24 protein-coding genes are annotated in these 26,472 nt (G+C 60.8%); 4 read left to right on the forward strand and 20 right to left on the reverse strand.

Translation table 11 applies throughout. From position 1 onward, the window contains the following. Nucleotides 1–2 precede the first annotated feature (2 nt). Nucleotides 3–2,195 (forward strand): heavy metal translocating P-type ATPase, encoded by a 2,193-nt coding sequence (locus AKU94_RS00215; protein WP_050525361.1) that lies wholly within the window; start codon nt 3–5, stop codon nt 2,193–2,195. Nucleotides 2,196–2,199: 4 nt separating this feature from the next. After that, complete coding sequence (ccoS, locus tag AKU94_RS00220) at nt 2,200–2,358, forward strand: cbb3-type cytochrome oxidase assembly protein CcoS (RefSeq protein ID WP_050525362.1); 159 nt, start codon at nt 2,200–2,202, stop codon at nt 2,356–2,358. 1 nt (nt 2,359) lies between these two features. Here the strand turns inward: ccoS and AKU94_RS00225 are convergent, their stop codons facing one another. From AKU94_RS00225 to trhO, 13 genes are all read right to left on the reverse strand, one after another. Beyond that, nucleotides 2,360–4,684, reverse strand: a complete 2,325-nt coding sequence (locus AKU94_RS00225; protein ID WP_050525363.1) for an aldehyde dehydrogenase family protein — start codon at nt 4,682–4,684, stop codon at nt 2,360–2,362. 4 nt (nt 4,685–4,688) lie between these two features. Then, nucleotides 4,689–5,678, reverse strand: coding sequence for a deoxyribose-phosphate aldolase (deoC, locus tag AKU94_RS00230; RefSeq protein ID WP_050525394.1), 990 nt, complete (start codon nt 5,676–5,678; stop codon nt 4,689–4,691). Between the two features lie 63 nt (nt 5,679–5,741). Beyond that, the gene (locus tag AKU94_RS00235) at nt 5,742–6,140 is read right to left on the reverse strand and encodes a Na+/H+ antiporter subunit G (protein WP_050525364.1); all 399 of its coding nucleotides are present in this window, start codon (nt 6,138–6,140) and stop codon (nt 5,742–5,744) included. A gap of 10 nt (nt 6,141–6,150) precedes the next feature. Continuing rightward, entirely contained in the window at nt 6,151–6,420 is a 270-nt protein-coding gene (locus tag AKU94_RS00240; protein WP_050525365.1) for a K+/H+ antiporter subunit F, read from the reverse strand. Further along, entirely contained in the window at nt 6,417–6,908 is a 492-nt protein-coding gene (locus AKU94_RS00245; RefSeq protein ID WP_050525366.1) for a Na+/H+ antiporter subunit E, read from the reverse strand. Before AKU94_RS00245 ends, AKU94_RS00240 begins: the two co-directional genes overlap by 4 nt. Nucleotides 6,909–6,912: 4 nt before the next feature. Then, nucleotides 6,913–8,427 carry a monovalent cation/H+ antiporter subunit D gene (locus AKU94_RS00250; protein ID WP_050525367.1) on the reverse strand — a complete coding sequence of 505 codons (1,515 nt, stop codon included), beginning with the start codon at nt 8,425–8,427 and terminating at the stop codon, nt 6,913–6,915. After that, a complete protein-coding gene (locus tag AKU94_RS00255; RefSeq protein ID WP_050525368.1) occupies nt 8,424–8,795 on the reverse strand; it encodes a Na+/H+ antiporter subunit C in 372 nt (123 codons plus the stop codon). Before AKU94_RS00255 ends, AKU94_RS00250 begins: the two co-directional genes overlap by 4 nt. A 1-nt stretch (nt 8,796) precedes the next feature. Further along, entirely contained in the window at nt 8,797–11,652 is a 2,856-nt protein-coding gene (locus AKU94_RS00260) for a monovalent cation/H+ antiporter subunit A (protein WP_050525369.1), read from the reverse strand. A 212-nt stretch (nt 11,653–11,864) separates the two neighbouring features. Then, the gene (locus AKU94_RS00265) at nt 11,865–13,130 is read right to left on the reverse strand and encodes a bifunctional folylpolyglutamate synthase/dihydrofolate synthase (protein WP_050525370.1); all 1,266 of its coding nucleotides are present in this window, start codon (nt 13,128–13,130) and stop codon (nt 11,865–11,867) included. Then, entirely contained in the window at nt 13,127–14,122 is a 996-nt protein-coding gene (accD, locus tag AKU94_RS00270; RefSeq protein WP_050525371.1) for an acetyl-CoA carboxylase, carboxyltransferase subunit beta, read from the reverse strand. Before accD ends, AKU94_RS00265 begins: the two co-directional genes overlap by 4 nt. Before the next feature lie 113 nt (nt 14,123–14,235). Next, nucleotides 14,236–15,000 (reverse strand): NYN domain-containing protein, encoded by a 765-nt coding sequence (locus tag AKU94_RS00275; protein WP_083444864.1) that lies wholly within the window; start codon nt 14,998–15,000, stop codon nt 14,236–14,238. A gap of 126 nt (nt 15,001–15,126) precedes the next feature. Further along, complete coding sequence (locus AKU94_RS00280) at nt 15,127–15,567, reverse strand: c-type cytochrome (RefSeq protein WP_050525372.1); 441 nt, start codon at nt 15,565–15,567, stop codon at nt 15,127–15,129. A 120-nt stretch (nt 15,568–15,687) separates the two neighbouring features. After that, the gene (gene trhO, locus AKU94_RS00285; RefSeq protein WP_050525373.1) at nt 15,688–16,593 is read right to left on the reverse strand and encodes an oxygen-dependent tRNA uridine(34) hydroxylase TrhO; all 906 of its coding nucleotides are present in this window, start codon (nt 16,591–16,593) and stop codon (nt 15,688–15,690) included. A gap of 66 nt (nt 16,594–16,659) precedes the next feature. On the opposite strand from trhO, the gene pncA reads away from it, so the two are divergent. Next, nucleotides 16,660–17,256, forward strand: coding sequence for a bifunctional nicotinamidase/pyrazinamidase (gene pncA / locus AKU94_RS00290; RefSeq protein ID WP_050525374.1), 597 nt, complete (start codon nt 16,660–16,662; stop codon nt 17,254–17,256). Nucleotides 17,257–17,262: 6 nt separating this feature from the next. Here the strand turns inward: pncA and argC are convergent, their stop codons facing one another. Continuing rightward, complete coding sequence (gene argC, locus AKU94_RS00295) at nt 17,263–18,165, reverse strand: N-acetyl-gamma-glutamyl-phosphate reductase (protein WP_050525375.1); 903 nt, start codon at nt 18,163–18,165, stop codon at nt 17,263–17,265. Nucleotides 18,166–18,281: 116 nt separating this feature from the next. On the opposite strand from argC, the gene pncB reads away from it, so the two are divergent. Then, nucleotides 18,282–19,574 (forward strand): nicotinate phosphoribosyltransferase, encoded by a 1,293-nt coding sequence (gene pncB / locus AKU94_RS00300; protein ID WP_050525396.1) that lies wholly within the window; start codon nt 18,282–18,284, stop codon nt 19,572–19,574. On the opposite strand, the gene AKU94_RS00305 is transcribed toward pncB, so the two are convergent. From AKU94_RS00305 to AKU94_RS00330, 6 genes are all read right to left on the reverse strand, one after another. Then, nucleotides 19,571–21,043, reverse strand: a complete 1,473-nt coding sequence (locus tag AKU94_RS00305; protein WP_050525376.1) for an inorganic phosphate transporter — start codon at nt 21,041–21,043, stop codon at nt 19,571–19,573. The two genes, pncB and AKU94_RS00305, sit on opposite strands and share 4 nt — an antisense overlap. 72 nt (nt 21,044–21,115) lie before the next feature. Then, a complete protein-coding gene (locus AKU94_RS00310) occupies nt 21,116–21,571 on the reverse strand; it encodes an NUDIX hydrolase (protein ID WP_050525377.1) in 456 nt (151 codons plus the stop codon). Beyond that, nucleotides 21,568–22,506, reverse strand: a complete 939-nt coding sequence (locus tag AKU94_RS00315; protein WP_050525378.1) for a phosphotransferase enzyme family protein — start codon at nt 22,504–22,506, stop codon at nt 21,568–21,570. Before AKU94_RS00315 ends, AKU94_RS00310 begins: the two co-directional genes overlap by 4 nt. Continuing rightward, nucleotides 22,503–23,768 (reverse strand): aspartate aminotransferase family protein, encoded by a 1,266-nt coding sequence (locus AKU94_RS00320; RefSeq protein WP_050525379.1) that lies wholly within the window; start codon nt 23,766–23,768, stop codon nt 22,503–22,505. The genes AKU94_RS00315 and AKU94_RS00320 overlap by 4 nt, the downstream gene beginning before the upstream one ends. Next, nucleotides 23,765–24,187: an alternative ribosome rescue aminoacyl-tRNA hydrolase ArfB gene (gene arfB, locus AKU94_RS00325; protein ID WP_050525380.1), complete on the reverse strand. Its 423-nt coding sequence runs from the start codon at nt 24,185–24,187 to the stop codon at nt 23,765–23,767. The genes AKU94_RS00320 and arfB overlap by 4 nt, the downstream gene beginning before the upstream one ends. 60 nt (nt 24,188–24,247) lie before the next feature. After that, nucleotides 24,248–26,470, reverse strand: a complete 2,223-nt coding sequence (locus tag AKU94_RS00330; RefSeq protein ID WP_050525381.1) for a xanthine dehydrogenase family protein molybdopterin-binding subunit — start codon at nt 26,468–26,470, stop codon at nt 24,248–24,250. Nucleotides 26,471–26,472 lie beyond the last annotated feature (2 nt).

Genomic DNA, 26,472 nt, shown 5'->3' on the forward strand with positions numbered 1-26,472 from the left:
AAATGTCACTGGTAGAGGAATATGATGCAGGCCATGTAAGCCCCTCGGCTTGTCCGGCCTGTGCTGTTGCCCCCTCGGCCGAGCGTCTGGCACAGATGAGCCAACCCAGCCATGCACGGTTGATGTTGTCATTGCCCACAGCGCATTGCGCGGCCTGTATGTCTACGGTGGAAAACGGCCTTCAGGCCCTACCGGGGGTGCAATCGGCCCGTGTCAATCTGACCTTACGGCGCGTCAGCGTGGATGCCGCCCCCGATGTCACCGCCGCCAGCCTGATCCCTGTTCTGGCGGGTCTGGGCTATGAGGCGCATGAGCTGGACCCCGGATTGCTCTCGGCGACAGAAACCGACAAGCAGGGCCGCGATTTGCTGATGCGTTTGGGCGTGGCGGGCTTTGCGATGATGAACGTCATGCTGCTCTCGGTGGCGGTATGGTCGGGGGCAGGGGATGCGACACGCGATCTGTTCCACTGGATCTCTGCCGCGATTGCCTTGCCTACGGTGGTCTTCGCAGGCCAGCCGTTTTTCAAATCGGCATGGGCCAGTTTGCGGGCAGGGCGATTGGGTATGGATGTGCCGATCTCTTTGGCGCTGGTTCTGGCCTCTTCGATCAGCCTGTTCGAGACCTTTAATTCCGGCCATCATGCCTATTTTGATGCGGCGGTAATGTTGACGTTTTTCCTGTTGGGGGGGCGTTACCTTGATCATCGCACACGTGCCGTAGCCCGCTCCGCCGCTGAGGAACTTGCAGCACTGGAGGTGCCGCGCGCCACGCGTCTGCTGGACCGGGTTGAGGAAGAGGTTGCCATCTCCGCCCTTGCAATCGGCGATATCGTTCGCGTGCGTCCCGGTGGCCGGATGCCGGTGGACGGTGTGGTGACCCATGGCACGTCCGAGGTTGACCGCTCTTTGCTGACGGGCGAAAGTCTGCCGTCCATGGCAGCGCCGGGGATGGCCATTGCCGCAGGGGAAATTAACCTGACCGGCCCGCTTTTGGTCCGCGTCACCGCCGCAGGGCGCGACAGCAGTCTGCACCGCATGGCCGATCTGGTTGCCGTGGCCGAAAGCGCCAAGACCAAACACACCAGCCTTGCCGATCGTGCCGCCCGCGCCTATTCGCCGCTTGTGCATATTCTGTCCTTTGCCGCATTTGGCTTTTGGATGTGGCGGACAGGGGGCGATTTGCGTTACGCGGTCAATATCTCGGCGGCGGTGCTGATTATTACCTGCCCTTGCGCCTTGGGGCTGGCTGTGCCTGCGGTGGTCACGGCGGCCAGTGGGCGGCTGTTTCGCAAGGGGTTGCTGATCAAGGACGGCACCGCGCTGGAACGTCTGGCCGAGGTGGATCATGTGGTGTTCGACAAAACCGGCACGTTGACGCTTGGCACACCCAAGCCGGTGAACCTTGACGCCTTGCCACCATCGGTGCTTGGCGTGGCGTTGGGGCTGGCCGGGGCGTCATCGCATCCGCTGGCGATGGCGCTGAGCAAGGCGTCCGATATCGCGCCTGCCGTTTTGTCGGATGTACAAGAGGTGCCGGGCTATGGGATCGAGGGGCGGCTGGACGGCAAGCTGGTCCGTCTGGGCCGTGCGGAATGGGTCGGCGCAACGCCTGCGGCGCAAACCGCGACCTATCTTGCGCTGGGCAGTGAAACACATGCGATCTTGTTCGCTGACAAGCTGCGCCCGGGGGCTGAGGTCGCCGTGGCCGCGATGAAGGCGGCGGGGTTGAAGCTGACGTTGCTTTCGGGGGATGCGCCCGCACCTGTGGTCGATCTTGCCGCGCGGATCGGGATTGAGGATTGGCAGGCGGGGCAGTTACCGACAGAAAAGGCTGATTTTGTCAAAGCGTTGCAAGACGCGGGCCATAAGGTTCTGATGATCGGTGACGGTTTGAACGACACGGCGGCGCTGGCACAGGCCCATGTGTCGATCTCACCGGCGACGGCCCTTGATGCGGCGCGTACCGCATCCGATATCGTGCTTTTGGGACAGGATATGGCACCCGTCGCCGATGCGCTGCGCATCGCCAAACAATCCACCCGCCGGATCCGTGAGAATTTCATGCTTTCGGGCGGGTATAACGTGATCGCGGTGCCCTTGGCGCTGATGGGGCTGGCCACGCCGCTGCTTGCGGCCTTGGCGATGTCGCTCTCTTCGATTACAGTATCGCTGAACGCATTGCGGTTAAGGTGATCCCATGGAAATTCTGACGATCCTTATTCCGGTTTCCCTGCTGCTTGGCGGGGCCGGCTTGGCGGCGTTTTTCTGGGCGTTGAAGACCAAACAATATGACGATCCGCAGGGTGATGCCGCGCGTATCCTGAAAACCGATTACGACGACCGCCCCAAAAGCTAGGTCACTCGCCGTAGGGCACCCAGATCGTCTTCACCTCGGTCGCCGCGCGCAGGAAGGGCCGCCCCTCGGCATTGGTCCAATCGGTGGCCATACCATTGTTCACCCATGTGCGTTTCAGGTTGCCTGCGGCCTCACGCTCTACCACCTCTGACAGGGGTTTTGCGCCAAAGCACCAGATGGCATTCACGCCCAGATGCGCGGCCAGCGGTTTCGTCAGTCCCTCATGCGGGCCGGTCACGATGTTGACTACGCCCCCCGGCACGTCAGATGTATCAAGTATTTGGTAAAAATCCGTGGCCGCCAGCGGATAAGCCCCAGACGGCACCAGAACGCAAGTGTTGCCCATCGCAATCGCAGGGGCCATCAGGCTGATCATCCCCAAAAGCGGGGCCTCATCAGGACAGATCGCACCGATCACACCGCAAGGCTCATTCATCGCCATGGCCACGCCGCGGATCGGGACCGATTTCACCGCACCATCAAATTTATCGGCCCAAGCGGCATAGCTAAAGAGCCGCGCGATGCTGGCCACTACCTCTTCGGTGCCGGATTTTCCGGTCATATCCTTTAAGCGGGTGGCAAATTCCTCGGCGCGTGCCGAGAGGTTCTCGGCGATATAATACAAGATCTGCGCGCGCAGATGTGCCGAGGCCTTGCCCCAGCCCTTTGCGCCATGCGCGGCCTCAACCGCGTTGCGGATATCCTTGCGATTGCCAAGGCCCGCATGCCCCAGAAGCTTGCGCTTGGGCGACCAGACCGCGCGCGAATAGCCACTATCGGGCCGCGCCTGTTTGCCGCCGATATAGAGCTTGGCGGTACGGTCCAGACCCGACACCTCGGGCTTTGCCGGTTCCGCCACGGCCGCAACGGGGCGCAGCGCCCGCTTGGTCTCTTTAGGCCGCAGATAGGCCAGCAAACCTTCCCAGCCACCCTCACGGCCAAAGCCGCTTTCACGCATCCCGCCAAAGCCTGCGGCGGCGTCAAACATATTGCTGCCGTTGATCCAGACAACACCGGCCTTGACCTTGGGGGCCATGTCCAGCGCAAGGTTGAGGTTCTCGGTCCAGATGCTGGCAGCAAGCCCGTAGCGGCTGTTATTGGCCAGCTCCACCGCCTCGGACGGCGTGCGGAAGGTCATGGAGACCAGAACCGGCCCAAAGATTTCCTCTTGCATCAAGGGGGAGGCCGCACCAAGGCCGGTGATCAGCGTCGGCGGGTAAAAGCAACCCTCGGGGCAGGGGATCTGGTATTTCTCACCCTCGCTGGCATCGACCATCGCGGTGATTTGCGCCAGTTGCACCGGGTCCACGACCGCGCCCACGTCGATGCATTTATCCATCGGATCGCCAATGCGCAGCCCGTCCATCCGTGCGCGCAGCTTGGCGTGGAACCGTTCCGCCACGCCCTCTTGTACCAAGAGCCGCGAACCGGCACAGCACACCTGCCCGCCGTTGAACCAGATTGCATCGACGAGGCCCTCGACGGCGGAATCCAGATCGGCATCGTCAAAGACGATATAGGGGGATTTCCCGCCCAGCTCCAATGTCAGCGCCTTGCCCGTACCCGCCGTGGCCGCACGGATCTTGCGCCCCACCTCGGTAGAGCCGGTAAAGGCGATCTTGTTGACATCCGGATGATCGACCAGCGCCGCCCCTGTCGCCCCATCGCCGGTTACCACGTTCAGCACACCGGCGGGCAGGCCCGCCTCACGGCTGATCTGCGCAAACAAAAGCGCGGTAAGGGGGGTATATTCGGCAGGTTTCAGCACCACGGTATTGCCGGCTGCCAGCGCAGGTGCCACCTTCCATGCAAGCATCAACAGCGGGAAGTTCCACGGGATAACCGCACCGCAAACGCCCAAAGGCTCCATCTCCGGCTGCTCGGATGCCAACAGTTGTGCCAGCCCCGCGTGATAATAGAAATGCCGCGCCACCAGCGGGATGTCGATATCGCGCGCCTCTCGGATCGGCTTGCCATTGTCCAGCGTTTCAGTCACTGCCAGCAAGCGGCTGTGCTTTTGCACCAATCGCGCCAGCGCATAAAGATAGGCCGCGCGCTTGTGCCCCGGCAGACGCGCCCATTTGGGCTGGGCCTTGCGGGCGGCTGTGACGGCGGCATCGATATCCTCGGCGGTGCCTTGGGTGACTTGGGCCAATGCGGTGCCGGTCGCGGGATTTTTGGTGACAAAGCCGTCAGCCGGATCGGTGAGTTTGCCATTGATCCAATGGCCAAATGGCGCGTTTTGCGTGATCCACGCCATTGCTTCAGTGCCGGATTCGGGGGCGGGTCCATAGGACATGGAATTAAAAATCTCTTTGACGGTCATGGTGTTATCCCATCGCATGGCGGTTGGCGGCGGAATAGGCGCCGGTGACGTGATGTTCCAGCTGCCGCTCGATATCGCCCAAAAGCGATGAGGCGCCGAAACGGAACAGATCGGGCTGGACCCATGGCAGGCCCAGCTCATCGCGCATCAGCGACAGGTACACCAGCGCATCCTTGGCCTTGGAGATCCCGCCCGCAGGTTTATAGCCGACCTTGATGCCGGTCCGGTCGTGGTAGTCGCGGATGGCGCGGATCATGGTCAGGGTGACGGGCAGCGTGGCGTTTACCGGCTCTTTGCCCGTTGAGGTCTTGATGAAATCGGCCCCCGCCATCATGCAGACATATGAGGCGCGGGCGACGTTGCGCAGGGTTCCCAGCTCTCCTGTGGCCAAAATCGCCTTCATATGGGCGGCACCGCAGGCCTCACGCATCTGGCGGGTCTCATCATAAAGCGCCTGCCAGTTTTGCGTCAGAACATGCCGACGAGAGATCACGATGTCGATTTCCCGTGCGCCGGCTGCGACGCTCTCGCCTATTTCGGCCAGACGCAGATGCAGGGGCGATAACCCCGCCGGAAAGCCGGTAGAGACCGCCGCGACAGGTATCCCCGACCCTTCAAGCGCGCGGACAGCCGTTTCGACCATGTCGTGATAAACGCAGACCGCGCCCACGGTCAGCCCCTCCATCCCCAAGGCTGCCAACAGATCGGCGCGGACGGGGTGGCGGGCCTTGGCACAAAGGCGCTGTACGCGGCCCCTAGTATCATCGCCCGAAAGCGTGGTCAGATCGATGCAGGAAATCGCCTTGCACAGCCATGCCGCCTGATAGTCCTTTTTGACCGACCGGCGTCCGGGCAAGCTGGCCGCACGGCGCTCAATCGCGGATGTATTGGCCTGCACGCCCGCCACCCAATCGAGATCAAGCGGCATGCCCTCATTGCGGGCATGGGTAAGCTGCGGCAGGTTTTGCGTCTTGGTTGGGGTGATGGTTTGCACGGGGGCCTCCGACTGCACCGATCCGCCAAAGGTCGCATGCAAACCGGCAAACGGCAAGGGCACTTAGCGGCGCGGGGTGTCCCGTGTCATGACCGGTTCCATCTCTTTGGCTTCATCCTCAAAGGTGGCCCAATCATCGGGGGTGCCGGTGTCGGGCAGGGTTTCCTGATCGCGGAAACGGTGCAGATGGGCCTTGGCGATGAAATTCGCGGTAATCGGCGCGGTCAACAACAAGAACATGGTGATCATCAGCTCATGCCAGCTCAGCCGACCCTGAAACAACAGGAAATACAGCATTGAGGCCAGCAGTGTACTGCCAACGCCCAAGGTCGTGGCCTTGGTCGGCGCATGCAGCCGCGTCATGGTATCAGGCAGCTTCAGCAGGCCAAAACTGCCGACCAGCCCGAAAACACCTGCGGCAACCAGCAAAACGGATACGATGATTTCGGAGAGTAAGCTCATGACAGCCCCCTTATTCGATGATGTCGCCGCGCAGGATGAATTTGCAATAGGCCACGGTGGAGACAAACCCCGTCATGGCAAAGAGCAAAGCCGCCTCAAAATACACGCCGGAATGGGTGGAAATGCCGTAAAGGATGAAAATGGCGATGATATTGATCACCATCGTATCAAGCGCCAGAACACGATCCACCACGCCCGGAGCGCGGAAAATGCGGTAGAGGTTGAACAAAAGCGCAATGCCGAAACAGGCAAAGGCAAAGATCAAGGCATATTGGATCATTCGAATATCCTCATCAAACGGGCTTCATATCTGGTCTTGATCTCATCACGGACGGAGTCAGGATCAGGTGCATGCAGACAATGTACCAAAAGCGCGCGGCCGTCGCCCGACATATCGGCGGTGACAGTGCCCGGCGTCATGGTAATGGTGCCGGCCAGCACGGTGATGGCCTCGGGGGTGCGCAACTCCAGCGGGACGGTGATCCATGTGGATTGCAGCTTCTTGTTGGGGGTGAACAGGACGATCCCGGCAACGATGAAATTGGATTTCACGATATCATAAAGCACGATCAGCACATAGCCGATGATCGCCGCTGGATTGCGCAGGATCGGACGGTCGGGCCAATAGGGGGCCGTCATCATCGGGATGATGATGCCAAGGATCAGCGCGAAAACCAGCGAGCCCAGCTTGTATTCATTGACCAAAAGCAACCATGAGATCACCAAGAGCAGCGTCAGATAGGGGTGGGGGAAAAGCTTGCGCAGCATCGGCCTACTCCTTTACCGCTGGAAGAACAGCATCGATATAAGCCGCCCGGTCAAACAGCTCGGCGCTGGTTTCACCCAGCCAGTCGGTTACCGGCCCGGCCATCACGGTCAGGGCCACAAGACCCGCCAGTAGGGCAAAGACCATAGCAAAGGCCAACCCCTCGGGCTTGTCCTCGGGGCGGGCCTGACCTGTGGTGGTGGCATAGGCCTTCCAGAACACTTGTGAACCGGCGCGCGAGAAGCCGACGATGGTGATCAGCGAGGTGATCAGGATCGCGGTCCAGATCATCGCCATATCCGGCCCGCGTGTGGCGTCCATCACCAACAGCTTGCCCAAAAAGCCCGAGAGCGGCGGCATACCCGCCATGGCAATCGCCCCGGCAAAGAAAAGCGCCGAAAGCAGCCCATGCTGGGCAAAGGGCGGGAAAGATCCGCGGGTGGTATCGGTGCCGCGACGGTCCTGGACCATATCAACGATCAGGAACAGGGCGGCTGTGGCAAGCGTCGAATGGATCATATAGTAAAGGGCGGCACTCATCGCCTCGGGGGTGAATTGCGATATTGCGATAAACAACGTCCCCATTGACCCGATGGCGGCAAAGGCCACCAGCCGTGCCAGCCCCGTGGCCCCCATCACGCCCACCGCGCCCACGACCAGCGTGACAAGTGCCGCCGGCAGCAACAGATCGGCAAAGAACATGCCGGTTGCGGGCGTATCTGGCGGAAAGATCAGCGTATAAACGCGGATCACGGCATAGGCACCCACCTTGGTCATCACCGCAAAGAGGGCGGCGACCGGGCCGGGCGCAAAGCTATAGGTCGCGGGCAGCCAGAATTGTAGCGGCACCAGCGCGCCTTTGACCGCAAAGACCAACAAAAGCAACACCGCACCGACACGCATCAAAGCGGCGTCACCGGGTGGAAGCTCCCCCATCTTTACCGCCAGATCGGCCATGTTCAACGTGCCCATCACCGAATAAACCGTGGCCAGCGCGAACAAAAACAGGGTCGAGCCGACAAGGTTGAAGGCAACATATTGCACGCCGGCCTTGAGCCGCTTTGCCCCGCCGCCATGGATCATCAGACCGTAGCTTGCGATCAAGAGCACCTCAAAGAATACAAAGAGGTTAAAGGCATCCCCCGTCAGAAAGGCGCCAAAGAGGCCCATGAGCTGAAACTGGAACAAGGCGTGGAAATGGTTGCCGCGGGCGTCCCAACTGGTGCCGATGGCGTATAGCTGTACCAAAAGCGCCAAAATCGCGGTCAGGGCGACCATCATCGCCGACAGCCGGTCCAGCACCAATACAATGCCAAAGGGCGCATCCCAATTGCCGAGGAAATAGACCTCTGGCGGGTTGGTCGCGGCGGTATAAAGCAGCATCAAGGAGATGCCGACCAAAACCACGGTGCCACAGGTCGAAAAGATCCGCTGCAATGATAGATCGTGGCGCATCACCAAAACAATGAAGGGGGCCAGCAGGGCCGGCAAAATGACGGGGGCGATGATCCAATGGTTCATTTCGCGCCCTCCTTATCTTCATCCGAGCCTTCATCGGATGTCTCGTCATCCTCCATCGCGATGTAATCGTCGCCGGTTTCCAAAAAGGACCCCAGCGCCATCATCACGATCAGGGCCGTCATGCCAAAGCTGATAACGATCGCGGTCAGCACCAAGGCCTGTGTCAGCGGATCGGTATAACCCGCCGCACCTTCGGATATGATGCCGGGCAGGCCGATCGCCAAGCGCCCCGAGGCAAAGATAAAGACGTTCACCGCATAGGACAGCACCGCCAGCCCGACGATCACCGGAAAGGTGCGTTTGCGCAGGATCAGATACAACCCGCAAGCAGTCAACATTCCCACGGCAGAGGCTACTAGAAGTTCCATATCAGTGTGCCCCCTCGGTTTTCTCATCTTCATCGGGCTGGATATCGAATGGCTCGATATTCACGGTTTCACCGGCCCGGATCGCGATCCGGCTGATAGAGGCAAGCGCAAGCATCACCGCACCAACCACCGTCAGGAAAACGCCCAGATCAAATATCGCGGCGGTCGCAAGCTCGAACTTCTCGATGAAAGGCAGCTTGAAGTAACCGAAGTTGGAGGTCAGGAACGGCCGCGCCGCAAACCACGAGCCGACGCCGCAAAGCCCCGCGATCGTCACGCCCCAGCCAATCAGCGCGTGGTAATCAATCCGTTGCCGTGCAGCGGCCCAGCCATAGCCCGAGGCCATATATTGCATGATCGTCGCAATCGCCACGACAAGCCCCGCAATAAACCCGCCGCCCGGCTCATTATGGCCGCGCAAGAAAATATACACCCCGACGAGGATCGCAATCGGCAGGATCATCCGCGTTGCCACCACCAGCATCAAGGGGTGCCGGTCGCCCGCGCGTTTCTGATCCGGGACCCAGGCCAGCAGCCGGTCATTGGCCGGACCGCCACGCAGCAGCGCCTCGACCAGCGCGTAAATCACAAGGCCTGCGACGCCCAGAACGGTGATTTCACCAAAGGTATCATACCCCCGAAAATCGACGAGGATCACATTGACCACATTGGTCCCGCCGCCGCCGGGCTTGGAGTTCGCAAGGTGGAAATCCGAAATCGTCGGAAAGGCGAAATCGCGCATCATCAGGCCATAAATCAGCGCGCCAATACCCAGCCCCGCCATGGCCGCGATCAACCCGTCACGCCCACGCCGCCCTGCGGTGCTTTCAACCGGGCTTTCTTTGGGCAGGAAGTTCAGCGCCAGCAACAGCAGCATGACGGTCGCAACCTCAACGCTGATCTGGGTCAGGGCCAGATCCGGTGCCGAAAGATACACAAACCCGACCGAGACCATCAACCCGATCACACCCACCAGCACCAGCGCTAGCAAACGGTTGCGATGGAAGGTGAACAGCGAAACCGTCGCCCCCATCAACAACAGCCAGCCGATAAAGGGAACCGCGCCGATCGGGGTCATCGCCCGCGTGCCTGCACTATGGGTGCCGCTGGCATAGGCGAAATACCCCGCCAGCAGGATGGTGACCGTCGCAATCGCGGCATAGCGTGCAAAGGAGCCGTCATGCATCTTGTCGGTGATGTTGCGCGACAGACGGGCAAAAGGCTCCATCAACCCGTCAAAGATCGCCTTCGCCTCGGGCCGCGGGGTGGACAGCCAGATCGCATCCAAAGGCCGGTGCAAGGCCAGCAACAGCGCGCCTGCCGCCACCGCGATCACGGACATCCACAGCGCGGGCACAAAGCCGTGCCAATGGCTGATGTAAACCTCGGCCTCGCCACCGATCACAGCGCCCGCCGTGGTGCGGATCAACTCGCCAACCGTGGTCATCGGCATCACGCCAATCGCAATCACCAAACAGGCCAGAAGTGCCGGAGCCGCCCACATGCCAAAGCCCGGATCATGGGGCTTGGACGGGTAATCATCGCGCACCGGCCCAAGGAAGGTATGGGCGATCAGCCGGAAAGAATAGGCAACCGAGAACACCGCCCCGATGGTCGCCAGAACCGGCATCAGCCATGTGTTGCCCATCCAGAGGGTGTGCGACGCCTCCTCCAGCATCAGCTCTTTGGACAGAAACCCGTTGAGCGGCGGAATCCCCGCCATCGAAAGCGCGGTCACGCAAACGATGGTAAAGGTGATCGGCATCAGATGCCGCAGCCCGCCCAGACGTTTGATGTCGCGGGTGTGGGTTTCATGGTCCACGATCCCCGCGCTCATGAACAAAGCGGCCTTGAAGGTGGCGTGGTTGATGATGTGGAACACCGCAACCACCGCCGCCTCGGAGGTGCCAAAGCCCAAAAGCATGGTGATCAGGCCAAGGTGCGACACGGTCGAATAGGCCAGCAACGCCTTGAGATCATCCTTGAACAAGGCGATTTTGGCGGCCATCACCATGGTAATCAACCCGGTCGTGGCAACGATATAGAACCACTCGGGCGTGCCGGCCAGAACCGGCCACATGCGCGCCATCAAGAACAGCCCCGCCTTTACCATGGTCGCAGAGTGAAGATAGGCCGAAACCGGCGTCGGGGCGGCCATCGCATGCGGCAACCAGAAATGGAACGGAAACTGCGCCGATTTGGTGAAAGCCCCGATCAGGATCAGGATCAGCGCGGGCAGATACCAGCCGGAGGCCTGAATCAGCTCTTTGTTTTCCAAAATCACCGTCAGATCATAGGAGCCCACGATACGGCCAAGGATCAGCATCCCCGCGATCATGGCAAGCCCGCCGGCCCCCGTTACCGTCAGCGCCATCCGCGCGCCCTGGCGCCCCTCGGGCAGGTGTTTCCAATAGCCGATCAACAGGAAAGAGGAAAGCGAGGTCAGCTCCCAGAAAACAAGCAAAAGCAATATGTTATCGGAAAGGACAATCCCGACCATCGCGCCTTGGAACATCAGCAAGTAGCTGTAAAACTGTCCCATCGGGTCCTTGGTCGACAAATAGAACCGCGCATAAAGGATGATCAGCAACCCGATCCCAAGGATCAGCCCCGCAAACAAAAGCCCCAGCCCATCAAGGAAAAATGTCGCATTCAGCCCCAATACGGGCAGCCATTCAATCTGGGTGGTAATCACCTCTCCGCGCATCACAGCAGGGGCGTGCAGCAAAATGCCAAGTAACGCGAGTGCCGTCACCAGCCCTGTAACGGTGGCACAGGCATTACGCCCCGTGCGGATCAAAAGGCCGGGAAGCAATGCGCCAAGGAAGGGCAGTGCGGCGATCAGGGCAAGGGACATTGTTTGTTCCGTTCTTTGCTCGGGTCGTCAAATATGAAAATACGGCCACAAACCGCGTGACCGCTCTTTTACTGTGGGACCGCCGGCCTCCTGTCAAGCCAAACCGGAACCGAAAGCGGGCAAAACCAGAGTCGACACGTGGCCAGCCATGATTTTGCTTTGATAAAACCCGCATGACGGGCAAAGAGCGGGGGCGAGCGTATCCCAAAACATCAGGCGTTTTCGCGCAGCACCTGTCCCGCAAGGTAAAGCGATCCACAGATCAGAACCCTTGCGCACGGCTCTTCCGCGACAATTGCGCGCAGCGCGTCAAGAACCGAGGCTTCCTCAACCGCGACCATACCGGCCTGTGTGGCGGCCTCGCGGGTGGCGCTTGCGGGCAGGGTCGCCGCCTCGCCGGGAATGGAAACAGCAGAAAGGCTGGTCACATGCGGTGCAAGCGCGCGCATATAGCCCCCAATATCCTTGGTGTTGAGCATGCCGCAAATCAGATGCGTCGGGCGTTCGGGCATGGCGCCCAACGTCGCGGCAATCGCGGCACCGCCTGCCGGATTATGCCCGCCATCAAGCCAGATCTCGGCATTCGGGGCGGCATCGATCAGCGGCCCTTGGCGCAGGCGTTGCATGCGGGCGGGCCATTCGGCGCGGGTCAGCGCCTCGGGATCGCCCACACCCAAAATGCGCAAGGCCATCAGTGCTGCACCGGCGTTTTGTATCTGATGCGGGCCGGGAAGCTTGGGCAACGGCAGGTCGAGCAACCCGTTTTCATCCTGAAACACCATGCGCCCGCGGTCCTCAAAGCAATGCCACTGTTGGCCGTAAACAAAAAGCGGGGCCGAGAGTCGCGCCGCGCGGGCCTCGATCACGGCCAGACCCTCATCATCCTGTGGGCCAACCACACAGGGCACGCCGCGTTTGATGATACCGGCTTTTTCCGCAGCAATCTGCGGCAGCGTATCGCCAAGATATCCCTGATGGTCCAAGGAGACCGGCGTGATGATGGTCAGCGCGGGGTCCTCAATCACATTGGTTGCATCCAGACGCCCGCCAAGCCCGACCTCCAACAGCAGATAATCCGCAGGCACGCGCGAGAACGCCAGCATGGCGGCACAGGTTGTCGCCTCGAAAAAGGTGATCGGATCGGGACCGTTGGTGGCAATACACTCATCCAGCAGCGCCGAGAGGGCATCCTCATCAATCAGCTCCCCTGCCAGCCGGATGCGTTCGTGGAACCGTGCCAGATGCGGGCTGGTATAGGCATGAACCAGCAGGCCCACCCCCTCTAGCCCCGCGCGGATCATGGCCTGGGTGCTCCCTTTGCCATTGGTTCCGGCCAGATGGATCACCGGCGGCAGCTTGCGTTCGGGATGGCCAAGGGCGGCCAACAGACGTTCCATCCGGTCCAGCGTCAGGTCGATGATCTTTGGATGAAGCGTCATCATCCGTTCCAGAAGCACGTCAGAGCCGGGCTGGCTCATGCCTTGTCGGCCTTCTTTTCTAGTTTTGGTTCCGGCTTTGCCGCGGGTTCTGTCTTGGCGGCCTCGGGTTCAACTGGCGGTGCCTCGGGCGCGGCGAGGGCCGGTTCCGGCTCCGGTGCGGGCAGCTCTCCGCGTACGGCGGGGGGCTGTTTGGTCAGCATCCGCAACACGGTGATCAACTCATCGCGCATCTCTTTGCGGTGGGTCACGCGGTCAAGCATCCCGTGGTCCAGCAGATACTCGGCGCGCTGGAACCCTTCGGGCAGCTTTTCACGGATGGTTTGCTCAATCACACGCGGGCCTGCAAAACAGATCAGCGCGTTGGGTTCGGCAATCTGCACATCGCCTAGCATCGCATAAGAGGCCGTAACTCCGCCGGTGGTCGGATGGGTCAACACCACGATATAGGGCAGGTTCGCCTCACGCAGCATTTGCACGGCAACGGTGGTGCGCGGCATTTGCATCAGGGACAGGATCCCTTCTTGCATCCGCGCCCCGCCAGAGGCAGAAAACAGCACCAAGGGTCGCTTCAGCTTGACCGCGCGTTCCGCCGCCGCCAGCATCGCGTTGCCGACAAACATCCCCATCGACCCCGCCATGAACGAGAAATCCTGCCCCACGGCCACAATCGGTGTGCGGGCGATCTCACCCTCAACCACCAGCATCGAATCCTTTTCGCCACTGGATTTTTGTGCGGCTTTCAGGCGCTCGGGGTATTTCTTTTGATCGCGGAACTGGAGCGGGTCGATAACCGGCTCTGGCACTTTGATCTCGGCAAAGACCCCGCCATCGAACAATGCGGTAAAGCGTTCGCGCGGTGTGATCGCCATGTGATGGTTGCAAGAGGTGCAGACGTTCAGATTGTCTTTCAATTCCCGATGAAACAGCATCGTTCCGCATTCCGGGCATTTGGTCCACAGGTTTTCCGGCACCTCGCGGCGCGAAAACAGGGAGTTGATGGTGGGGCGAACGTAATTGGTAATCCAGTTCATCGGTGCTTTGCCCTTTGGTCACTCTAGCTTACCGTTCAGATAAGCGCATGGAGGTGGAAATGCAAACAGGATGGCGCAACGGCTTGGGTGTAGGGGCTGGCCCCTGGCGGCGCTTAGGCCACGTCGCGCGCCAAAAGCTGCCCGCCGGGGCCGGATTTCACCTCAAAGCGGCTGATCTTGCGCATCAGGTCCGACAGTTTGGCGCTGCCATAGGTGCGCGTGTCGAAATCCGGCGCGCCTTGGGTGATATATTGACCGATCTGTCCCAAAGAGTACCACTCGCCCTCTTGTTCAATCGCGCGCATGGCCGCGATGATGAGGGGAATGGCGTTGATCGGGGATTCTTTGGGCGGGCGAGTGGGGGCGGGCTGGTCGTACTGCACATCGCGGTCCGGTTTCGGTGCGGGCTGTGTGGGCGCTTCCTCGGCCTCATCATCATCGCCAAGGTTTTCAACATAAATGAAACGTTTGCAGGCCATGCGGAACGCCTCGGGGGTTTTCTTTTCGCCGATGCCGTAAACATCCAGCCCCTGTTCGCGGATGCGGGCGGCAAGACGGGTGAAATCGCTGTCAGAGCTGACCAGAACAAAGCCGTCAAACAGCCCAGAATGTAGGAAATCCATCGCCGCGATCACAAGGCCGATGTCGCTGGCGTTCTTGCCGCGCGTGTTGGAAAACTGCTGATCGGCAACAAGCCCCAATGCCGCCACCTGCCGCGCCCAACCGGCAAGCCGCTGCGCTGACCAGTCGCCATAGATGCGCCTGACAGAGGCTTCTCCCAAACCAGCGATTTCTTCAAAGATTGCCTCGGCATAGGAGGCGGGAACATTGTCGGCGTCGATCAAAACCGCAAGACGGGGGGCGCGCATGTTGGGCATCAAAGAGATCCTTTCGAAATTGGGCCGACCCTAGCAAGGCCTGTCCTGATTTGACAGGGGGTAAGGCACCGTAAAAGGGGCCGACGCAAGATCGCGCCAGCCCCTTTTCACTGTCGGCCTGATGATCTATTTCTTGGCGCGGAAATCGCTGTGGCAAGATTTGCACGATGCGGCAAGCGGCCCCATGCCCGCCTGTATCCCTTCGAGAGAGGTGACGTCTATTGCATTTGCGGCGCCCTCCATGGCCTTTGCCTTTTCAACAAACCCTTCCATGTTCATCCAGATGTCAGGGCGGGCCTCGGACACCGGGTCATCGGCTTCTTCTTCGAACACCGCGGGGATTTCAGCAGCGGCGGCGGCAAGGGCCGTCTGTGCGGCCGCTGCGGCGCTTGCATCAAAAGCGGCTTTGCCTTGGGCCATATCTCCCAGAACTTTGGTACTTGCCCCTACAATGCCCATGACATCCATCCGCGCTTTGACGGTTGGATCTTCGACGCCTTCTTTGGCGAGGGCTGCCCCTGCGGTCAGGGTCAGGCCGAGAATAATGGCTTTGGCTGCGAATCGCATTGCTGTGGCTCCTTTTCATTTCTGAAGGCCAGTATAGCTGCGACATTCTGTCATCATAGCCGCGAACAGAATTTTATGCGAAATATTCACGCCATTGTCATGTCGCCCCAAGGGCTTGGATCAGCCGTCGGCCAAATGCCGTTCGCCGCGTGCGCGGGCGAGGGCGATCTGCTTTTGGCGCTCGCGGAAGCGTTCGCGGTCGGTGTCCGTATGCTCATTGATGCACTGATGGCAGGACACGCCCTCTTCATAGGCGGGATGTTTCAGATCATCGGGGGCAAGCGGGCGGCGGCAGGCATGACAGTTGGAATAGGGGCCGGGCACCAACCCGTGACCGACCGAAACACGGTTGTCAAAGACATAGCATTCACCGTTCCAGCGGCTCTTTTCCGGTGGCATCTCCTCAAGATATTTCAAGATGCCGCCCTTGAGGTGATAGACATCCTCTACCCCCTGACCGATCAGGTAGTTGGTTGATTTTTCACAACGAATCCCGCCGGTACAGAACATGGCGATGCGTTTGTTATGAAAACGGTGCTTGTTCGCCTCCCACCATGCGGGGAATTCACGAAAGGATTTTGTCTCGGGGTCGATCGCGCCCTCAAAGGTGCCGATGCCGACCTCATAGTCATTGCGCGTATCGATCACCGCCACATCAGGCGAGGTGATCAGCTCGTTCCATTCCTCGGGATTTACATAATGGCCCACCTGTGCGCGCGGGTCGACATCGGGTTGCCCCATCGCCACGATTTCGCGCTTGAGGCGGACTTTGAACCGGCCAAAGGGCTGCACCTCGGACCAGCTTTCCTTATGTTCCAGATCGGCACATCCGGGCAGGGCGCGGATATGGGCAAGCATCGCGTCAATTCCGGCGCGATCCCCGCCGATGGTGCCGTTGATCCCCTCGGCGGCCAGCAACAAGGAACCACGGATGCCATGTTTGCGGCCAAGCTCCAGCAGCGGCTGTTGCAGGGCGGCAAAGTCGGGGAAGCGGGTGAAATGATAGAGTGCTGCAATAGTAAACATGCGCCATGTCTTGCCGTGTGACGGGTAAAAAGGCAAGGTGCCAGATGACGCAGGGAAGGGATTACCATGACAAACGCGCTGATCGTGATCGATGTACAAAACGACTTTTGCCCCGATGGTGCCTTGGCGGTGACGGGGGGCGATGCGATTGTGGCCGGGATCAATGCGGCGATGGCGGATTTCGGGGCGGTGGTCCTGACGCAGGATTGGCACCCGGCGGATCATTCCTCTTTTGCCGATAATCACCATGGGGCTGTGCCGTTCAGCGTCGTGGAAATGCCTTACGGCGCGCAGGTTCTCTGGCCGCGCCATTGTGTGCAGGGGACGCAAGGGGCAGCTTTTCATGCGGATCTGAACAGCGACCGTGCCGATATGGTGATCCGCAAAGGGTTTCGCGCCGGGATCGACAGTTACAGTGCGTTTTTTGAGAATGACCAGAAAACCCCCACGGGGCTGGAGGGGTATCTGCGCAGCCGTGGGGTGACGGATCTGGTGCTGGCGGGGCTGGCCACTGATTTTTGCGTGGCGTTCTCGGCGCTGGATGCGGCCAGACTGGGCTTTGGTGTGAGCGTGCGGATGGATCTGTGCCGCGCCATTGATCTGGAGGGATCGCTGGCGGTGATGGTAGAGAAAATGCGCGCGGCGGGGGTGGTGCTGGCGTAACTGGGCCTAAAGCCCCGCGCCCTCATCCAGCCCCAGCATGATGTTGAGGTTTTGCACCGCTGCCCCCGAGGCCCCTTTGCCAAGGTTGTCCAGTATCGCAGACACCACGACATGACCCTTATCGCCCAGCACCGACAGCTCCAGCTTGTTGGTGTTGTTCAGCGCTTGGGGGTTTTCGCGGGGCTGTACCTGATCCAAGGGCCGGACCGAGATAAACTGGCTGCCTGCGTAATGGGCCGTCAGGGCCGCGTGAACGGCACCCGCATCGACATCAAACAGCGGGATTTGCACGAGCATCCCTTGGGCATATTGCCCCACCGCAGGCACAAAGACCGGCGCACGGGACAGTTTGCCGTAGGCCATTACCTCGGGCATATGTTTGTGTTTCTGGCCGGTGGCATAGATAAATGCGCCGCTGGCCTCGCCTTTTTCAAACTCGGCGATCATCGCCTTGCCGCCACCCGAATAGCCCGAAATGCCAAAGATCGACAGATCCGCCGCAGCGGGCACAAGCCCCGCATCCACCAAGGGCCGCAAAAGCGCGATGGCACAGGTGGAATAGCATCCGGGGTTGGACACCCGCTTGGCCTTGGCAATGGCATCACGCTGGCCCGCAGCCATCTCGGCAAAGCCGAACACCCAATCGGGGTTCACGCGGTGCGCGGTGCTGGCATCAATCACGCGGGTGGGGAGGTCGGCACAGATCGCCGCCGCCTCAATCGCGGCATCATCGGGCAGACAAAGGATCGCCAGATCAGCCTGCGCAAAGGCTTCGGCGCGCGCGCCCGCATCCTTGCGCCGGTCCTCGGCCAGCGAAATCAGGGTGATATCTTCGCGCCCCAAAAGGCGTTCGCGGATCTGCAACCCGGTGGTTCCAACCTCGCCGTCGATAAAGACTTTCGCAGTCATTGCCCGCTCCCTTTGTCAGTGAATACCCCTATTACACCCTGGCGTGCGGTTCGCCAAGCTGGACAAGCGTGCAATGGCTTGATTTAACGTCATCTAATGTAAACGGGGGGTGGATGATGGCGGATATTGCGGCACGGGTCTATGATCACAGATGGAAGATTGACCCGATTGTCCGGTCACTGATCGACACGGATTTCTATAAATTGTTGATGTGTCAGTCTGTGTTTCGCAACAAACCCGATACGAATGTCACCTTCAGCCTGATCAACCGTACCAAATCCATCCGTCTTGCCGATATCGTCGACGAGGGAGAGCTGCGCGCCCAACTGGATTATATCCGCACCCTGCGCCTGTCTCGCGGTGAGAGCACATGGCTGCGCGGCAACACATTTTACGGCAAGCGCCAGATGTTTCGCCCCGATTTCATGGAATGGTTCGAGGGGCTGCAATTGCCGCCCTACAATCTGGAAAAACGCGATGGCCAGTATGAGCTGACGTTCGAGGGCAAATGGCCCGAGGTGATGATGTGGGAGATCCCTGCGCTGGCCGTGATCATGGAGCTGCGCGGGCGTGCTGTTTTGAACGATATGGGGCGGTTCGAGTTGCAGGTGCTTTATGCCCGCGCCATGACCAAGCTATGGGAAAAGGTCGAGAGGCTGCGCGCCATTGACGGGCTGAAGGTCGCGGATTTCGGCACCCGCCGCCGCCATTCCTTTTTGTGGCAGGACCGCTGTGTGCAGGCGATGCAAGAGGGTTTGGGCGATGCGTTTACCGGCACCTCCAACTGTCTGATCGCGATGCGCCGTGAGGTGGAGGCGATCGGGACCAATGCCCATGAATTGCCGATGATCTATAGCGCCCTGGCGGAAACGGATGAAGAGCTTGCCCAGGCCCCCTATCAGGTACTTGCCGATTGGCATGAGGAGCATGACGGCAATCTGCGCATCATGCTGCCCGATACCTACGGGACCGAGGGCTTTTTGACCCATGCGCCGGACTGGCTGGCAACATGGACGGGGATTAGGATCGACAGCGGCGATCCGGCCACGGGTGCGGAAAATGCGATCAAATGGTGGGAATCGCAGGGCGAGGACCCGCGTGAAAAACTGGTGATCTTTTCCGACGGGCTGGATGTGGATGTGATCGAGTCCCTGCACCGGCAGTTCCTAGGTCGGGTCAAGGTGTCATTCGGCTGGGGCACGATGCTGACCAATGATTTCCGCGGCTTGGTGGCCGAAGATGCGCTGGCGCCGTTCAGCCTTGTGTGCAAGGCGGTTTCGGCCAATGGCCACCCGACAGTCAAGCTGTCGGACAACCCGAACAAGGCAATGGGCCCGGCCGATGAAATCGCGCGCTATAAGCGGGTGTTCGGCGTGGGTGAACAAACCAAAATGGATGTGATCGTCTAAAGCGCCAGAAATGACAGGCAGATGAACACAATGGCTGAAAGTATCGCCGTGGCGGGCACCGTTATCACCCAAGCGGCGATGATGGTCAGAAAATGTGACCGACGTACCAGCTTGCGGCGGCTGCGTTCCTCGGGGGCGACGGGTTTGCCCTTGAGGATGCCAAGGCGGCGCGCGCGGTTTTCGGCGTGCCACTCGCGGTAAAAGCCGACGCCAAAAATCGCACCAACGGCAATATGGGTAGAGCTGACCGGCAAACCCAGACCAGAGGCGACAATCACGGTAATCGCGGCCGAAAGGGCCACGCAATAGGCCCGCATCGGATTGAGTTTGGTGATCTGGCTTCCCACCATCCGGATCAGTTTGGGACCAAAGAGCATCAGCCCGAAGGAAAGCCCCGCCGCCCCCACGATCATGACCCACAGCGGGATCTCGACCTTGTTGGCGGCGTCAAAATCCTGCACCGCATGAACGATCGCGGCCAAAGGGCCAACCGCATTGGCCACATCATTAGCACCATGGGCAAAGGACAGAAGGGCGGCTGATACGACCAGCGGAAAACCGAACAGCTTTTTCAGCGATTTCTTGCGGTTTTCCATTCCTTCGGACTGGCGGTGGATAATTGGCTTGGTGATGACCTGTGTCAAAACCGCCACGCCAAGCCCGATCAGCAAGGCGACCGGCAGGTTGATCGACATGATCTTTTTAAGACCCTTGATCGACAGATAGGCGGCAAAAGCACCCGCCATGATGGCAATCAGGATCGGGACCCAGAAACGGGCGGCGGTGATCTTGTCTTCGGCATCTTCCAGCCGGGCCTTGATGAATGCCAGAAACATCGCGGCAACCGCGCCGCCAAGCACGGGGGAAATCACCCAGCTTGCCGCGATCTGCGCCATCATGATCCAGTTGACGGCTGCCAGACCTGCCGCGGCAATCCCTGCGCCCATGACACCGCCCACCACCGAATGTGTGGTCGATACCGGCGCCCCCAGCCAGGTCGCAAGGTTGATCCAGAGCGCGGCCGAAAACAGTGCTGCCATCATCGCCCAGATAAAGGTCGCGCGGTCGGCAAGGCTCTCGGGGGCGACGATCCCGCCCGAGATGGTGGAAACAACATCCCCGCCCGCCAGCAACGCGCCTGCGGTTTCAAAAATCGCGGCGATGATAATGGCACCGCCCATCGTAAGCGCATTCGCACCCACGGCCGGCCCCATATTATTGGCGACATCATTGGCCCCGATATTGAGCGCCATATAGGCCCCGAATACCGCCGCCACGATGACAATCAGCCGGTCCGAGGATTCCCCCGTCAGCACCGCCGCGATCACAGCAACCAGCACGATAAAGGCCAGCGCGATCCCCGGTGCCACAAGCGGGCGGGCGACATATTGGTTTGCCCGTTCCAGATGCGAAATCCGGTTAAGGTCCTTGTCGAGCGTTTTCCACTGGTTCACCGGGCGGTCGGACATTCTGGCTGCCTGTCATTTGGAATGATTACTGACGCGCCTGCTATCGGTTTTTTGTGCTGATAACAACGAGGTTCATTGTGGCAATGAAAGGTAGTCCGCGATCAGTTCGCTCAACTCCGGCTCTTTGAGCTTTTCCATGGCCTCCCTTACCGGGAACCAGCGGGATTCGCGCATGTCGGCCTCGGGGAAATCCTTGGCGACATCGGCCACATGCAAGGCAAAGACCTCAATGGTGCTGCGTTGGCGCAACCCGTTGGCACGGCGCTTGAAACTGGCGAAATTGCCGATGGAATCGGGTTCGATCTCGCCGGTCACGCCGGCTTCTTCCCAGGCTTCTATCTCGGCGGCCTCGGCCAGGGTTTTGCCGCGCATGGGCCAGCCTTTGGGCAAGATCCAGCGTTTGCTGTCAAGGCTGCGAATAAGCAACACTTCGGCACCTTCCCCCGTTCCGCGCAGGCAGAGCGCCGCCATCTGGAGAATCGGCGGGCGGTAAAACAGGCTGGCTGTCAGGCGTAAAAACGGGTTCATCGGATCATCTGTCGGGCGTACATCAAGGCGCGTTCGATATGGCTGCGCATGACCGGATCATTCGCCTCTAGGCGGGGCATTGTCCAGCCCACCGAGGCCAGCGTGCGCGCCAGTGTGAAAAGATCCACGATCCGGGGATCTGCCGGTCGCAGGGTCTGATAGCCCTCTATCAGCGCCGCGCGCAGGGCTTGCACAGCAGGCTCATAGAGGTTTTGTGACATGACTGTGCCAAGGTCATAAAGCGGAAAGCCAAGGCCGCTGTCGTCAAAATCGATGATCGACAGGGCCGCACCATCCACCAGAATATTTTCGCGCAAGACATCGGCATGAATCGGCATCAAGGCGGTATTGGCGGCATGCTTTTGCAGGGCGGTGCGCAGGAAATCGCGGGCCTTGCGCATTTCGCCGCGTTCCAAATCAGTCAGGGCGGGATGTTCCCAGAAACGGCCCCAAAAGGGCGCCTCGCCGGTCAAACCGTCCAGATCCCACGCAGGCCGGGCAAAGTCTGCGGGCAAGATAAGGGTTTCGGTCACGTCATGGATTTGGGCCAGCAATCGGCCAAGGCCGTAGTGCTGCTTGGCCTGATCATCTTGGCTTCCGGCCAGTGGCACGCTCGCATATCCCAGCGGCGATCCCGCCACCCATTCCACCGCCGAGGCCATCCGCCCGTTCGAAAGCTCCACCAGCTGCGCGCCGTCTTTCGCGCCCAAAACACGCGGCACCGGCAGGCCTTTATCGGCCAGCGCCCCGCAAAACCACAGCTCCGACCGGATCGCGGCGGCGGTCTGATATCCCATCCGGTGCAGGCGCAGGGCGGCAAAATGGCCATCCGGCAAGGCCATGCGGAACACCGCGTTTTCACGGTCGCGGATCAGGGTTTGCGGGGTGCCTTGCCAATGGGCGGCGGCCTCGGCGGCCAGGGTTTCAATGGTCATGCGGGCACCTTTGTGGTGGCCAGCGCATCCGTCAGCGCATCAATCAGCAGGTCGGCATGCTCACGCCCGAAGGGCAGGGGCGGGCGGATCTTCAGGGTATTTCCCGCGCGGCCGATCCGGTTGAGGATGAAGCCCTTGGCGACCATCACCTCGACCAGATCCTCGACAAAATCGGTGGCGGGGGTGTGGTTTTCATCCAGCACAAATTCCGCGCCAAAGAACAGCCCGACACCGCGCACCTCGGCCAAAAGCGGGTGGCGCAATGCGCGCAGGCGTTCCATCACATAGGCCGATGTTTTCGCGGCGTTTTCCTGCAAGCCCTCGTCATCGATCACCTTCAACGTGGCCAGACAGGCCGCCGCCGATACCGGATTGCCGCCAAAAGTGTTGAAATAGCCAAAGGCATTGCGAAAGGCCGCCATCACATCGGGGCGCGCCAGCACTGCCGCCGCCGGATGCCCGTTGGCCATCGGCTTGCCGCAGGTTACTACGTCAGGGGTAAGGCCAAGCCACTCATGCCCCCAGAAATGGCTGCCCATCCGGCCAAAACCGGGCTGCACCTCATCACAAAGGATCAAACCGCCTGCCTCACGGATCACCGCCTCGGCCTTGGTGAAAAAACCGGGGGCAACGGTGGGGATGCCCTCATTGGCAAAGGCGGGGCACAGCATCATGCCGGAAAACCCGATGCCAGCGGCATTCAGATCCTCAATCGCGGCTTTGATATGACCGGCAAAGATGCTGCCATCAGGGTCGGGATTACGCAGGCTGTCAGGGGCGGGCACCAGCCGGACATGGGCGGGATAGCCCCCGATGGGCGGGCGACGCGACGACAGCGCGGATGTGGCGGTTGTGTTGCCATGATAGGTGTTATCGGTCGCGATCACCCCGATCTTGCCGGTCACGGCCTGCGCCATCCGCAGGGCAATGTCATTGGCCTCGGAGCCGGTGCAGGTCATGATACATTGCGAAATATCATGGCCCAGCCGTGCCGTCAGCGCCTCGATGTAATCCAGCACAAGATCGTGGTGATAGCGGGTGTGCGTATTCAAAATTGCGGCCTGATCGGCGATTGCCTTGACCACCGCAGGGTGACAATGGCCCACATGCGGCACGTTGTTATAGCAATCAAGATAACGCTTGCCGTCCTTGTCCCAAAGCCAGACCCCCTCGCCCCGCCCGATATGCACGGGGGTGCGGTAAAAGGTCGGGACATTCGGCCCCATCAGGCGGGCGCGGCGGTCGGTCAGGGTCTCGGTCATTCGTCAGGCTCCACTTTGCCGCGCAGGGATTTGACCGTGCCACGGACAGATTTTGCAACAAGACGGCGGCGTTGGCTGCCAAGTGTGGGTTTTGTCGGGATGCGCCGCTTGGGGGCATGAAGGGCGGCGCGGATCATTTCAACCAGCCGCTCGCGCGCGATTTCGCGGTTGCGGATCTGGCTGCGGGTTTCCTCGGCGCGGATCACGATGGCCCCCTCATTGGTCCAGCGCCGACCCGCCAGCCGTTTCAGCCGCGCCTTGACGGGGGCGGGCAGGTTGGGGGATCGCTCTGCCTCGAACCGCAGCTCGACCGCGGTTTCGACCTTGTTCACATTCTGCCCCCCCGGCCCGGAGGCGCGTGAGAAACTTTCAGACAGTTCCCAATCCGCAAGGGTGATATCATCATTTATACGCAGCATGCGCAGACCCTACCCGAAATTGCGGCGGGGGGAAGGGGGGGACGTGAAACCAAAGGGGCTTTACGCGAAATTGATTGTTTTGTTCAGCGGCAGGCTGCGGATACGTTGCCCCGTGAGCGCAAAGATTGCATTGCCAAGCGCGGGGGCGGCGGGGGGTGTTCCCGGCTCTCCGATCCCGCGGATTTTTGTGCCGTTTTCCAGGATGCGCACAGTGATCGGCGGGCATTCGGGCATGCGCAGCGCGTCATAATCGGGGAAATTGCGCTGCTGGGCGTGGCCGCCTTTAAAGGTGATTTCCCCCCTGATTGCGGCGGACAGGCCAAAGATCATGCCTCCCTGGACCTGTGCCTCGATGATCGAGGGGTCAAGGGCGATGCCCACATCCACCGCCGCCCAAGCGCCGGTCATCACCACGCCTTGCGCAGTTTGCGTGACCTCGATTACCTGTGCGGTTGGCACGCCAAAGGACAGGCAAAAGGCCACGCCCCGCGCATGGCCCGCAGGAACCGCCCCCCAGTCACAGGCCTCTGCCACCGCTTCCAGCACTTTGCGCGATGGGGCGTGATCGATCTGTGACAGCCGGAAGTTTAGCGGGTCGACGCCTGCCAGATGCGCCAGCTCATCCACCGCGGTGTCATGAAAGAAGGCGTTTTGCGAGGCGCCAACCGACCGCCATGACCCCACCGGCACCCCCGCAGGCACGCGGTATCCGGTCACGCGGTAGTGTTCAAACCCGTAGGGCTGTTCCCATGCACCCTGCACAATAGAGGCATCCGGTCCGGGCAATGATATCCCCAAGCGTCCGGCCTGCGAGGCCATGACCGCCGGTGCCGCAAGCCGCAGATCAAAGCCCGCGACCTTGCCACCCTTGACCGCGCCCCGCACCCGCGCCGTTGCCATCGGGCGGTAGGCGTCATGGGTCATATCCTCTTCGCGGGTCCATGTCAGCAGGACAGGGCGGCCCTCCAGCGCCTTGGCAACCGTGATCGCCTGCTTGATGAAATCCATCTCGGCACGGCGGCCGAAACCACCGCCCATGACGGGGGTTTCCACCTCAATCGCGGATACGTCCAGCCCGGTGACCTTGGCGGCTTCTTTCAGCACTTGGGTTGGCAGTTGGTTCCCCGCCCAAACCCGCAAGCGGCCGTTTGTCAGCCAGGCGCCCGCTGTCATCGGCTCCATCGTGGCATGGGCGAGATAGGGGACGGTATATTCCGCCGCCCAGGCATCCGCGCCCAAGGCGGCGTCGACATCACCCTCATCGCGCTTGCGGCTGTCTTGGTGGTCGGGGGTAAAAGAGGCCGCGACCTCGGCCCGCATATCGGCATCTGTGGCGGCATAGGGGGCGGGTTCCCATTCAATCGTGACCGCATCCATCGCCTTGAAGGCGGCCCAAGTGGAATTGGCGACCACGGCCACCCCATCGGGTACGGGGACAACATCCACGACCCCCGGCATCGCCAGGGCCTTGGTGGCGTCATAGGTTTTCACGCCCGCGCCAAGCCCCGGATTGCTGCGCGCAGTTGCAAAAACCATACCGGGATGGCGGAAATCTGCGGTGAATTTCGCCGTTCCAGTGACTTTTTCCAACATATCGGTGCGGGGCAGGGCACGGCCCAACAGCTTCCATTCAGACCGGGGTTTCAAGGGGGGCACATCAGGCAGATCGCTTGCGGCGGCGTCCTGTGCCAGATCAGTGTATGCAAGACGACGACCGTCGGGCAAGATCACGGCCCCCTCTGCGGTTGTCAAATCGCCCTCGGCCAGACCGGTTTGCCGGGCGGCGGCGGCAATCAGGGCCACCCGCGCCACGGCCCCCGCCGCGCGCATTTTGTCAAAGGCATCGGGGGTAGAGGATGACCCGCCGGTGATCTGCATCCCCAGAAACTTGGCTGGAACATGCATGGCCCCGCGCGCGGTCTCGGCCAGCCAACCTTCATCGGTGGGGGCAAAGGGTACGCCCTCTTCCAGTATGGCTGCGTTGAAATAGGCGTGCGAGGCGGGGCCGTGCATCACCCGCACCTGTTCCCATGCGAGGTCCATCTCCTCGGCCAGCAAGGCGGCCAGCGTGGTCTGCACCCCTTGCCCCATCTCGGCCCGTGGCGCGATCAATGTGATGCCATTGGCGTCAATCACCACATAGGGCGTAAGGGCGTGGCCCTTGCCTGTTAGCGGGTTCGGGGCTGGCCGCTTATAGGCCCAAACCCCGAATGCCACGCCCCCCGCCACAGCAACGGATCCGATCATAAACGTGCGTCGTGCGAGGGTTTTCGCGGTGTTCATTG

Source organism: Pseudorhodobacter aquimaris (assembly GCF_001202025.1).
GTDB classification, from domain to species: Bacteria; Pseudomonadota; Alphaproteobacteria; order Rhodobacterales; family Rhodobacteraceae; genus Pseudorhodobacter; species Pseudorhodobacter aquimaris.